8 protein-coding genes are annotated in these 12,549 nt (G+C 66.1%); 3 read left to right on the forward strand and 5 right to left on the reverse strand.

The annotated features are described in order from the left end of the window. Nucleotides 1-29: 29 nt before the first annotated feature. Nucleotides 30-2,891, reverse strand: a complete 2,862-nt coding sequence (gyrA, locus tag AC1ROX_RS29535) for a DNA gyrase subunit A (RefSeq protein WP_493132131.1) — start codon at nt 2,889-2,891, stop codon at nt 30-32. Between the two features lie 177 nt (nt 2,892-3,068). On the opposite strand from gyrA, the gene AC1ROX_RS29540 reads away from it, so the two are divergent. After that, complete coding sequence (locus AC1ROX_RS29540; protein WP_493132133.1) at nt 3,069-3,710, forward strand: HAD family hydrolase; 642 nt, start codon at nt 3,069-3,071, stop codon at nt 3,708-3,710. Between the two features lie 12 nt (nt 3,711-3,722). On the opposite strand, the gene ssb is transcribed toward AC1ROX_RS29540, so the two are convergent. Continuing rightward, the gene (gene ssb / locus AC1ROX_RS29545; RefSeq protein ID WP_493132135.1) at nt 3,723-4,217 is read right to left on the reverse strand and encodes a single-stranded DNA-binding protein; all 495 of its coding nucleotides are present in this window, start codon (nt 4,215-4,217) and stop codon (nt 3,723-3,725) included. A gap of 179 nt (nt 4,218-4,396) precedes the next feature. Here ssb and AC1ROX_RS29550 point away from each other — a divergent pair, with 179 nt between their 5' ends. Further along, entirely contained in the window at nt 4,397-5,641 is a 1,245-nt protein-coding gene (locus AC1ROX_RS29550) for an MFS transporter (protein ID WP_493132137.1), read from the forward strand. Nucleotides 5,642-5,714: 73 nt separating this feature from the next. Continuing rightward, nucleotides 5,715-8,603, forward strand: coding sequence for an excinuclease ABC subunit UvrA (gene uvrA, locus AC1ROX_RS29555; protein ID WP_493132139.1), 2,889 nt, complete (start codon nt 5,715-5,717; stop codon nt 8,601-8,603). A gap of 26 nt (nt 8,604-8,629) precedes the next feature. On the opposite strand, the gene AC1ROX_RS29560 is transcribed toward uvrA, so the two are convergent. From AC1ROX_RS29560 to AC1ROX_RS29570, 3 genes are all read right to left on the reverse strand, one after another. After that, complete coding sequence (locus AC1ROX_RS29560; RefSeq protein WP_493132141.1) at nt 8,630-9,808, reverse strand: hypothetical protein; 1,179 nt, start codon at nt 9,806-9,808, stop codon at nt 8,630-8,632. A gap of 79 nt (nt 9,809-9,887) precedes the next feature. Then, nucleotides 9,888-10,919: an Ntn hydrolase family protein gene (locus AC1ROX_RS29565; protein ID WP_493132143.1), complete on the reverse strand. Its 1,032-nt coding sequence runs from the start codon at nt 10,917-10,919 to the stop codon at nt 9,888-9,890. A gap of 32 nt (nt 10,920-10,951) precedes the next feature. Further along, nucleotides 10,952-12,448, reverse strand: a complete 1,497-nt coding sequence (locus AC1ROX_RS29570) for a bifunctional aminoglycoside phosphotransferase/ATP-binding protein (RefSeq protein ID WP_493132145.1) — start codon at nt 12,446-12,448, stop codon at nt 10,952-10,954. Nucleotides 12,449-12,549 lie beyond the last annotated feature (101 nt).

Below are 12,549 nucleotides of genomic sequence, written 5' to 3' on the forward strand. Positions count from 1 at the left end.
CGGCGAAGTCTTAGCGACACGATCGGTCCTTATCCACCGCTAGTTTCGGAACTTGGCTCGGAACTGGCATCGATGTCTGGTTCGGCATTCGGCTCCGAACCGGCGTCGCCATTTGCGCCACCATTGCCGGCATCGTCCTCGCCGATGCGCACCGCCGTGACGACGCGCTCGCCCTCGCTCACGTTGACGATGCGCACGCCGCGCGTCGCCCGTCCCGCGATGCGGATTCCATCCACCGGACAGCGGATCAGCGTGCCGCCGTCGGTGACCAGCATGATCTCGTCGGTATCCAGCACCGGAAGTGCCGCGACGATCTCGCCGCCCTTGGCGAGGTTCATGAGCTCGACGCCCTTGCCGCCGCGACCGGTCACCCGATACTCGTAGGCCGAGGTGCGCTTGCCGAAGCCCGACGAGGCCACGGTGAGCACGAACTCCTCCTTGGCCTGCAACTCGGCGAAGCGCTCCGGCGAGAGCGTGGTGGCCGCCGCCGCCGCCTCCTCGCCCGCTGCGGCCTCTTCCTCTGCGACGGCTTCGCCGGCCTCCGCCGCATTCTCGGCCTGGCGCAGCGCCCGTGACTGCCGCAGGTAGGCATCGCGATCCTCGGTCGGGATGCCCTTGCCGCCATCGACCAACGACATCGAGATCACCTCGTCGCCCTCGGCCAGCGCGATGCCGCGCACGCCGGTCGAATTGCGGCTGGCAAAGACGCGCACGGTCGAGACCGGAAAGCGCATGGCGCGGCCCTGACGCGTCGCCAGCAGCACGTCCTGCTCCTCGGTGCAGACGCCGACGCCGATCAGCCGGTCGCCCGCATCCTCGCCCTCGAACTTCATGGCGATCTTGCCGCCCTGGTTGACGCTGGTGAAATCGCCGAGCTCGTTGCGGCGCACGCCGCCGCGTGCGGTGGCGAACATCACGTTGAGCGTCGACCAGCTCGCCTCGTCCTCCGGCATCGGCATGACCGTGCTGATCGTCTCGCCCTCGCTGAGCGGCAGCAGGTTCACGAACGCCTTGCCGCGCGCCTGCGGCGCGCCGAGCGGCAGGCGCCACACCTTGAGCTTGTAGACGATGCCGCGGCTGGAGAAGAACAGCATCGGCGTATGCGTGTTGGCCACGAACAGGCTCGACACGAAATCGTCGTCGCGCGTGGCCATGCCCGAGCGGCCCTTGCCGCCGCGGCGCTGCGCGCGATAGGCCGACACCGGCACGCGCTTGACGTAGCCGCCATGAGTCACGGTGACCGCCATGTCCTCGCGCTGGATCAGGTCCTCGATGTCCTGCTCGAACTCGTTGTCGACGATCTGGGTCCGCCGCGGCGTGGCGTACTTCGCCTTGATCTCGCTCAACTCGCTGGCCATCAGCGCGAACAGCTTGTCGCGATCACCCAGCAGCTCGAGGTAGCCCTCGATCAGCTTTGCGACCTCGGTCAGCTCTTCGGCGATCTTGTCGCGCTCCAGGCCGGTCAGGCGCTGCAGCCGCAACTCGAGGATGGCGCGGGCCTGCACCTCGGAGAGCCGGTAGGTCCCCTCGGCCGACACTTCGCGGCCGGGCTCGGCGATCAGGTCGATCAGCGGCTTCACGTCGGCGGCCGGCCAGTCCTTGGCCATCAACCGCTCGCGCGCCACGTTCGGATCGGGCGAGGTGCGGATCATCGCAATCACCTCGTCGATGTTGGCGACGGCGATCGCGAGACCGACCAGCACATGGGCGCGGTCGCGCGCATGGTTGAGCTCGAAGCGGGTGCGCCGGGTGAGCACTTCGGCGCGGAAGCGGATGAAGGCCTCGAGCAGCTCCTTGAGGCTCATCAGCTTCGGGCGGCCACCGTCGAGCGCCAGGGCGTTGACGCTGAAGCTCGTCTGCAACGGCGTGAAGCGATAGAGCTGGTTCAGCACGACGTCGGACATGGCGTCGCGCTTCAGGTCGATGACCAGCCGCACGCCGTCCCTGTCGCTCTCGTCGCGGATCTCGGAGATGCCCTCGACCTTCTTGTCGCGCACCACCTCGGCGATGCGCTCGTGCAGCCGGGCCTTGTTCTCCTGGTACGGAATCTCGGTGACGACGATCGACTCGCGGCCGCCGGATTTCTCCTCGATGCTGGTCTTGGCCCGCATCATCATCGAGCCGCGGCCGAGCTCGAAAGCGGCGCGGATGCCGTTGCGGCCGAGGATGATGCCACCGGTCGGGAAATCCGGGCCCGGCACATATTCCATGAGCTGCGGCACGGTCAGCTCCGGATTGGCGATCAGCGCCAGGCAGGCATCGATCAGCTCGCCGAGATTATGCGGCGGGATGTTGGTCGCCATGCCCACCGCGATGCCGCCGGCGCCGTTGGCCAGCAGGTTCGGATAGGCCGCCGGCAACACCGTCGGCTCGTTCTCGCGCTCGTCGTAGTTCGGCTGGAACTCGACGGTATCCTTGTTGATGTCCTCGAGCAGCGTCTCGGCGACCGTGGCGAGACGCGCCTCGGTGTAACGCATCGCCGCCGGCGGATCGCCGTCCATCGAGCCGAAATTGCCCTGCCCCGAGATCAGCGGCAGGCGCATCGAGAAGTCCTGCGCCATGCGCACCATGGCATCGTAGATCGCGCTGTCGCCGTGCGGGTGATACTTGCCCATCACGTCGCCGACGATGCGCGCCGACTTGCGGAAGGGCCGCGTCGAGTCGTAGCCGCCTTCCTTCATCGCGTAGAGGATGCGCCGCTGCACGGGCTTGAGGCCGTCGCGCGCGTCGGGCAGCGCACGCGACACGATCACGCTCATGGCGTAATCGAGGTAGGAGCGGCGCATCTCCTCTTCGATGGTGATCGGAGCGATATCGTGCGGAGAAGACGGGGGCGGAGGCGCGTCAGAGGGCGGCGGCGGCGCCGGCGGCAGGGTCGTATCGTCGCTCACGGAGACCTGGGATTTTTCTCGTTCTTGCAGCCTGTCCGGAGACTCCGGAAGGGGTATTTCGCAAACTAGCAAACAAGCCCCGGAAGACCAACAAAAATCGCCTGAAGACGCCCCCTTTAACGCTTTGATTTTATTAACTAAATTCTCGCCGAATTTACCTCAGGGAAAGGCTTTGTTTTGCCCCCAGAAAGCGCCCCTTCCCGCCCCTCCGTCGTGGTCTTCGACATGGGCGGCGTGCTGATCGACTACAATCCGCGCCACCTCTACCGGAAGCTCATCCCGGAGGTTGCGGAGATGGAGGATTTCCTAGCCACCGTGACCACCCGCGAGTGGCACATGCGGCAGGACTACGACGGCGATCCCGCCACCGCGACCCGCGAGCTGCAAGCCCGCCATCCCGGCAAGGAAGCCCTGATTGCGGCCTATTACGACCGTTTCGATGAGATGCTCGACCATGCCTTCCCGCTGATGGCCGCCCTGGTCGAGCGGCTGGGCGATGCCGGCGTGCCGCTCTACCTGCTGTCAAACGCGCCCGGCTTCCTCGACGCCTGGCTGCGCGGTCCGGCACGGGTGCGACACCCCTTCATCGGACGCTTCCGCGACTTCATCGTGTCCGGGAATGTCCGCTGCTGGAAGCCCGACGCCGCGATCTTCGAGCTGACCTGCCGCACCGGCGGCTTTCGTCCGCAGGACGCCGTGTTCATCGACGATGTCATGGTCAACGTCGAGGGCGCCCGTGCCGCCGGCATGAGCGCAATCCATCATCGCTCGGCGGACGAAACGACCGCCGAGCTGTGCGCCTTGGGATTGCCTGCGTAAGGCGCCCGAGCGCTAGAACGGAATGTCGTCGTCGAGCTCGGCCTTGCCGCGCGGCGCAGCGCGTCCACCACCACCACCACCGCCACCACCGCCGGACATGCCGCCGCCGTAGTCGTCGTCCATTCCGCCGCCGCCACCACCGCCCTCACCGCCACTGCGGCCGTCGAGCATGGTGAGCGTGCCGCCGAAACGCGGGACGACGACTTCGGTCGTGTAGCGTTCCTGGCCGCTCTGGTCGGTCCATTTGCGGGTGGTGAGCTGGCCTTCGAGATAGACCTTGGCGCCCTTCTTCAGGAACTTCTGGGCCACTTCGGCCAGCTTGTCGTTGAAGATCACGACGCGGTGCCACTCGGTGCGCTCCTTGCGCTCGCCGCTGTTGCGGTCGCGCCAGGTCTCCGACGTCGCCACCGACATGTTCACCAGCGAACGGCCGTCCTGCATGGACTTCACTTCGGGGTCGCGGCCGAGATTTCCGACGAGAATGACTTTGTTGACGCTGCCCGCCATGGGGGCCTCCTTGGCTTTCCCGGCGCCGCGGGACGCGGCACCTACCTCACGGCGGGCAACCTAGCTCCGAGAGCCTGTGAAAAGACACCGAATAACGGTTGTGAAGTTAGGTCTGCTCATGGGCGCCCTCCGACAATTCATTCGTTGCGGCGGCAAACTCTCCCGTATCTTCCCCGGCCATGAGCAAATCCTTCCACGTTCCCCAGGTCTCGACCGGCCAGGCCTACACCATCCTGGGTGGTGCGGCGCTGATGATGACCCTCGCCATGGGCATCCGGCAGAATCTCGGCCTGTTCCAGGCGCCAGCTTCCAAGGAACTGGGCATCGCCATCTCGGACTTCGCGTTGGCGATCTCGGTCCAGCAGATTGCCTGGGGCGTGAGCCAGCCGATCGCCGGCATCTTCGCCGACAAGTACGGCACCCGCTGGGTCGCCCTGATCGGCAGCGCCCTGTTCATCCTCGGCATCTGGCTGACGGCCACGGCGCAGGGCATCCTGCCCATCATCCTGGGCGCCGGCGTCCTGATCGGCGTGGCGCTCTCCTGCACCACCTCGGGCATCACCGCCAACATCGCCGCCCGCGTCGTCGAACCGGGCCGCCGGACCCTGGCCTTCGGCATCGTCTCGGCCGCCGGCTCCGTCGGCACCATGCTGACGGCTCCCATCGCGGCCTATCTTCTCAATACGGACGGCTGGCGCGCCGCGGTCTGGGCCTTCGTGATCCTCGCACTCGCCATGCTGCCGGCCGCCTGGATCGGCAGCCGCTCCGACAAGCTGCCCAACACCCTGTCGACCGACCGCAACCTCACCCTGGTGGGCGCACTCGACGAAGCCCGGCGCCACACCGGCTATGTCGTGATGGCGCTGGCCTTCTTCGTCTGCGGCCTGCAGCTCGTGTTCATCACCACCCACCTGCCGACCTATCTCGCCCAGTGCGGCATGGACCCGTCCTACAGCGCCGTCGCACTGATGCTGATCGGCGGATTCAACATCCTGAGTTCGTGGTTGTTCGGTTGGCTGGGTGACAAATATCCCAAGCGCCTGCTGCTGGGCGCGATCTACCTGCTGCGCTCCCTGGCGGTGGCCCTGTTCTTCCTGTTCCCGCCGACGCCGCTTTCGGTCGTGCTGTTCGGCGCCGCCATGGGCACGCTCTGGCTGGGGGTCATTCCCCTGGTCAACGGGCTGGTGGTGCAGATCTTCGGGCTGCGCTTCCTGTCGACCCTGACCGGCATCGCCTTCCTCAGCCATCAGGCGGGCTCCTTCCTCGGCGCCTGGGGCGGCGGTTACCTCTACGACCTGATGGGCTCCTACGACCTCGCCTGGAAGATCGGCGTGCTGATCGGCCTGATCGCAGGCACGGCGCAGCTGCTGATGAACGACCGGCCGACGGCGCGGGTGCTGGCAGCGCAAGCATCGCCAGCTTGACGCAGGGACTGGCGGGCCTGGGGGTTAATCGCCATATGCGATGGCCCCCCGCTCCCCTATTGTTCCGGTCCTGATGGCCAAGTCACGCTTACCCGCTGCCGAGCCGCATCGCTTCATCTCCGTCCGGGGAGCGCGCGAGCACAACCTCAAGAACGTCGACGTCGATCTGCCGCGCGACCGGCTGGTGGTGATCACCGGCCTGTCGGGTTCGGGCAAGTCGTCGCTTGCCTTCGACACGATCTACGCCGAGGGCCAGCGCCGCTACGTCGAGAGTCTGTCCGCCTATGCGCGTCAGTTCCTCGAGCTGATGCAGAAGCCCGATGTCGATTCGATCGAGGGCCTGTCGCCCGCCATCTCGATCGAGCAGAAGACGACATCGCGCAATCCACGCTCGACCGTCGGCACCGTCACCGAAATCTACGACTATCTGCGCCTGCTGTTCGCGCGCGTCGGCATCCCCTACTCGCCGGCCACCGGCCTGCCGATCGAGAGCCAGACCGTTTCGCAGATGGTCGACCGCATCAAGACGATGCCGGACGGCACGCGCCTCTATCTGATGGCGCCGATCGTGCGCGGCCGAAAGGGCGAGTATCGCAAGGAACTGCAGGAGCTGCAGCGCAAGGGCTTCCAGCGCGTAAAGGTCGACGGCAAGCTCTACGAGATCGCCGAAGCGCCGGCGCTCGACAAGAAGTTCAAGCACGACATCGACGTGGTCGTGGACCGCATCGTCGTGAAGCCGGACCTCGGCAATCGCCTGGCCGATTCGCTCGAGACCGCGCTGTCGCTCGCCGAAGGCCTGGCCATCGCCGAGAATGCCGACAATGGCGAGCGCACGGTCTTCTCCGCGCGCTTCGCCTGCCCGGTCTCCGGCTTCACCATCGAGGAGATCGAGCCGCGCCTCTTCTCATTCAATGCGCCGCAGGGCGCCTGCCCCTCCTGCGATGGCTTGGGCGTAAAAATGTTCTTCGATCCGGAGATGGTGGTGCCGGACGACCGGCTCTCGCTCTCGGAAGGCGCCGTCGCGCCGTGGGCCGATTCGTCGGGCCAGTATTACATGCAGACGCTCGACAGCATCGCCAAGCACTTCAAGGTCAAGACCTCGGTGCCGTGGCGCGACCTGCCGAAGAAGGTGCGTGACACGATCCTCTACGGCAGCGGCAGCGAATCCATCGCCATGCGTTACGACGACGGCATCCGCCAGTACCAGACGACCAAGCCGTTCGAAGGCGTGATCCCCAACCTCGACCGCCGCTGGAAGGAGACCGATTCCTCCTGGGTGCGCGAGGAGCTGGAGCGCTTCCAGCACGAGAGCAAATGCGAGACCTGCAACGGCGCCCGCCTCAAGCCCGAGGCGCTGGCCGTGAAGATCGCCGGCCTCAACATCAGCCAGACGACCGAGTTCTCGATCGGCGAGGCGGTGAAGTGGTTCCTGGCGCTCGATCCCAAGCTCACGGCCAAGCAACGCGAGATCGCCGCCCGTATTCTCAAGGAGATCAACGAGCGGCTGGGCTTCCTCGACAATGTCGGCCTCTCCTACCTGACCTTGAACCGGACCTCCGGCACCCTGTCGGGCGGCGAGAGCCAGCGCATCCGTCTCGCCTCCCAGATCGGCTCGGGCCTGACCGGCGTGCTCTATGTGCTCGATGAGCCGTCGATCGGCCTGCACCAGCGCGACAACGACCGGCTGCTGAAGACGCTCACCCGCCTGCGCGACCTCGGCAACACGGTGCTGGTGGTCGAGCATGACGAGGATGCCATCCGCTCGGCCGACTATCTGGTCGACATGGGCCCTGGCGCGGGCGCCCATGGCGGCAACGTGATCGCCCAGGGCACGCCCGAGGAGGTGATGCGCAACAGCGCGAGCCTCACCGGCCAATATCTCTCCGGCTTCCGCCAGGTTCCGATCCCCAAGGTACGCCGCGAGCCGCCGCCCAAGAACGGCCGCTGGCTCACGCTGAAGGGTGCCACGGAGAACAATCTCCAGAACGTCACGGCCAGCATTCCGCTCGGCACCTTCACCTGCGTCACCGGCGTCTCGGGCAGCGGCAAGAGCACCTTGATCGTGGAGACGCTCTACAAGGCGCTGGCCAAGAAGCTGAACAATGCGCGCGAGCATGCTGGCGCGCATGCCGGGCTCGACGGCGTGAACCATCTCGACAAGATCGTCGACATCGACCAGTCGCCGATCGGCCGCACGCCGCGGTCCAATCCGGCGACCTATACCGGCGCCTTCTCGCCGATCCGCGACTGGTTCTCCCAGCTGCCGGAATCGACCGAGCGCGGCTACAAGCCCGGCCGCTTCTCCTTCAACGTGAAGGGCGGTCGCTGCGAGGCCTGCCAGGGCGACGGCGTCATCAAGATCGAGATGCACTTCCTGCCCGACGTCTACGTCGAATGCGATGTCTGCAAGGGCAAGCGCTACAACCGCGAGACCTTGGAGATCGTGTTCCGCGGCAAGTCGATCGCCGACGTGCTCGACATGACGGTCGACGAGGGCTGCGAGTTCTTCAAGGCGGTGCCGGTCATTCGCGACAAGATGCTGACGTTGCAGCAGGTGGGGTTGGGCTACATCCATATCGGCCAGCAGGCGACGACGCTGTCGGGCGGCGAGGCCCAGAGGGTCAAGCTCGCCAAGGAACTGTCGCGCCGCGCCACGGGACGCACGCTCTACATCCTCGACGAGCCGACCACGGGCCTGCATTTCGAAGACGTGCGCAAGCTGCTGGAAGTGCTGCATCGCCTGGTCGAGACCGGCAACACGGTGCTGGTGATCGAGCACAACCTCGAAGTCATCAAGACCGCCGACTGGGTCCTCGACATGGGCCCCGACGGCGGATCGGGCGGCGGCCGCCTGGTCGCCGAGGGCCCCCCCGAAGCGGTCGTCAAGGTGGCGGAGAGCTACACGGGCCAATACCTCGCCCGCCTGCTCCCGCGCAGCGCGACCGCCAAAAAACGCGCGTAATGCCGGCCAACCGGCTCGCGCGACGTCTATTTCGTATAGGGGCGTAGCGGAAACATGGGCTTGAACTCGGGCGTGTCGCTCCAGCGCAGGCCGAACTTGACGCGATCGTAGTTGATCGAGTTCAGATTGCGATAGACGAGAGTATCGTTCGGAACTTCGCGATACTGGCCCGTAAGCCCATCCACGAGGATTTTCCCACGCCTGCCCTTGAAGTTCTCCATCAGGAGATCGAGGAAAGCATAGCGCCCACCGGGCAAGACATTGGCGTTAACCTCGTAGATGCCGTCGACATAACGCCCCTTGAGCGGTTCGACTCCGCCATTGAACTGGAAGATCGCTTCATCGCTGTTCTTGGAAAAGAACCCCCAGCGGCCGTTGTAGTCACGGATAGCGAAGCCCGCCCCTGTGAGCCAGAGCCCACCTCTCGACCATAGAAACGAAGCGAAGGGTTTTCCCTCGACGCTCGTGCCGTCGTCCATCAAGAGGCGGTGGTCCTCGATCACTTCCGGTGTCTTCTCCACACCATCGACGATGCATCTCCGGATGAGGTCACCTCTGTTGACTACCCGGTTGAAGCAGATGGCATCGCTACCAATGAAAAAGATGCTGGATACGGATATGTCGCTGGTGATTTCGACGGCATTGGCTGGATCCGCCACGTCGATGCGAAAAAGCGTCGAATGTGCGGGATATCGATTTTCCCACACGCCTCGGCGAATGTAGATGAAGCGGCTCGAAGCGTCCCACTGCAGATCTCGATAGTCGTAGACCGGTTTGCCAATCGGTCCTTTCATGACGCCCTGTCCCATCAGATTGTAGGCATCTCGAAGCAGAAGCGTCGCCGGCTGGCCGGGTAGCACGAAGTACAAATCGCCGCCGCTCGCCACCACGGCCTTCGTCTCGTCAGGACTGACATAAACGGCCCATATCCCACCGTCCGAAGGCTTGGCCTCGAAGAGGATCGGCCCCTCGTCCGCAATGACGCTCCCAAACCTCAGCCTGTTTCCAACCGAGTAGAAGAAGGGTGCCGCCGGCTGCTCGACAAACGTCGAGGGCTTGTAGTCGACAATCCCGAAAAAAATCTTTGCCTTGGTAGGAAACACCGGGTTCGAGATCGCGTACAGGATCCCGACCAGGATCGATAAGGTGAGCAGGAGCCCCGCCATGCTTCCTGCCTTGCGCTCGGAGCCTTCTGCCTTGCTCATCGCGGCTCCCGAAGACTGCTCACCGCGCCCCCTGATTCGGGAGCCGCCGCTCCCGAATCGTTTGTTTCGTTTGTTTCGTTTATTTCGTTTGTTCGACAAAGGTCGAGATCGCGGTGACGCGGGCGGCGCTGCCTCGTTCGTCGGCTTCCCAGCCGGCGACGGTCAGCTGGCCGGTCGCCGGACACATCTCGACCGAGAGGCGCGTGCAGGCGTTGAGGACGGGAGCCGTTACCCAGTCAAACTCGTCGGCATCGCGTCCCGACCAGGCAGCGAGCGCAGTGCGGCGGCGGATGTTGTTCTCGACCGGTGCGCCGTCGCCGCAGGCGCGGGGGCGCCAGCGGCTGCTGCGCTCGCGCCAGTCATTGGCGAAGACCGTGTCGTCGCGATAGGTCCGCACGCGCGTCTCCTCGCGTTCGATCACGATGCGCTGGCCCCGCTGCGGGCCGACGAGCATGAAGAGAACCGGTCGCGCAACCGGCACGGTTTCCAGCAGATGGCGTGCCTCGTCGAAACTCGCGCAGGTCTCGAAGGCGTGGCGCAGCAGATGCTCGGGCGGCAGGCGCCCCGTGCTGCGCAAGCCGGCAAGCGCATTCAGCACATAGTCGAGCCACAGCAGCATCGAGGTCCGCCAGCGGCGGCGCATCGGCGCCTGGTTGATCGAGGCGGCGAAGCGTGCCGGCGCCACGGCGGTCAGCACGCCGACGAAGCCCGGCCAGGTGACGTTCAGGAACTCCCCGGCCACGCCGCGCTGGCGCCTCACCTCGACGAGACGGCCGAGACCGGGGAACGGCCAGTCGAGCGTGCGGCGGAGACGCGGTCCCTGCGCCGTGTCGTCGGCCAGCGTCGTGCAGCCGAAGAGATAGGCGCCGTGCAGCAGCCAGATGCCCGGCCGCTTCAGCGTGCGGGCGACGGCGTCGATCTCGGCCGCATAGGCGGTCCCCGCCCGCTTCATCCACCACCGCACGATTGGATCGGCCAGGCGGGCCAGCAGCCCTCCGACAGGAAGCCAACCGAGGCAGGCGTCGCGCACGGCGAGCGCCTCTGCCTCCCGGCCGCGCACATTTCCGGCCAGACCACCGTCCCGAACATCGATCAGAGGGACCTGATTCATAAGTGAGTGATTACTCACTCACAGTTGGCTCGTCAAGCGTTGCGACGATCCCAATCAATGCGACCGAGGTCATAGTCGAACTGGCGCCCGACCACGGACGGCGTCGCGTCGGAGGCATCTCCCTTGCGCTCCGCAACACGCTGCTGCGCCACGTCCTTCGGCACGTCGAGCCAGATGCCCTGGAACGGCACGCCGACCTTGCGGGCCAGCGCCTCGGCCGCCGCGCGCTCGTCCTGCCGGGCGAACACCGCGTCGAGCACGACGCTGTGCCCTGCCCGCAGCACGCGCTCGGCCCGCGCCATAAACGCGGCATAAATCCTGGCAGAGGCCTCCGGCGAGTAGCTGCCGGCCGGCATGCGCTCCTCCAGCGCGATACCCGCCTGCCGCTTGCGCTCGACATCGGTGCGCACCACGACGGCGCCCGGCGAGCGGCCGATCTCGGGCGCCATCTTCAGCGCCAGCGTGGTCTTGCCGCTGCCCGACAGGCCGCCGATCGCCACCAGCCGTAGCGGCGCGGGCTTGAGGAATTCCAGCGCCGCCTTTTGATAAGCGCGCGCCGGCGCATTGTCGGCGCCGCTCACGGCCGTGACGGCGGAATCGACATAGGCGCGGATCGAGGCCCGGCGCGCGAGGAACATCGGCAGCAGCGCCAGCGCTTCCTCGTGCGAGGCGCCCTCGACCTCGCCGACCCGCCACAGCCATTCGTTCAGCAGGCGATTGGCCAGCGCGCCCAGCCCCTGTCGCGCCAGGTCCATCAGCGCGAAGGCGAGATCGTAGAGCACGTCGATGTTGGCGATCTTGTCGGAGAACTCGATGGCATCGAACGGCACCGGCTGGCCGTTCAAGGTCACGATGTTGCGCAGGTGAAGATCCCCGTGACAGCGGCGGATCGCCCCCGCGGCGACGCGGCGGGCCACGAGATCGACGAAGGGCTCGAGCGAGCGCGGCATCGCCTCGGCCAGCGCTTCGCTGGTCGCCGGATCGAGCCGCTCGCCCGCCTCACGCATCTGGCGCACGTCGGCCGCCACCGAGTGGCGATAGTCGTCGGGCGCGCAGAAGCCCGAGGCGATGGACGGCAGCGCATCGTGGAACTGCGCCACCCGGGCGCCGAGCGCCGCCATCAGCGCCGGCGTAAGCGCCCCGCGTGCCGCCATCCGATCGAGCAGCCCCTCCTCGTCGAAGCGGCGCATCACGACCAGCCAGTCGATCGCGTGCGCGGACGTCTCACCGATCTCGCCCAGCGCCAGCTTCCCGTCGCGGCGCAGCACGGGCGCGATGCCGAGATAGATCTCCGGCGCCGACCGGCGGTTGACGTCAATCTCGGCCGCGCACATTTCGGCGCGCCGGGTCTCGGTCGAGAAATCCATGTAGGGGAACTTCACCGCGCGCTTCAGCTTGTAGGCACGCTCGCGGCACAGGAAGACGACGGCGCCGTGCGTGTCGATCTTCCGCTCCGGCTTCAGCTCGCTTTCGAGGAAGGCAACGGTCTCGGACTGGTCTTCGATGATGAAGGACGGACGGGCGTTCATGGTCAGATCAAGGATCCTTCGCTTCGCTCAGCAACCATTAAGATTGAACTGTCATGCGACAGTGTTGCGAGCTGAGATCCACGGGGTGCCGCGAGCGACGA

This window comes from Reyranella sp. GW821-FHT14A01 (assembly GCF_058803965.1).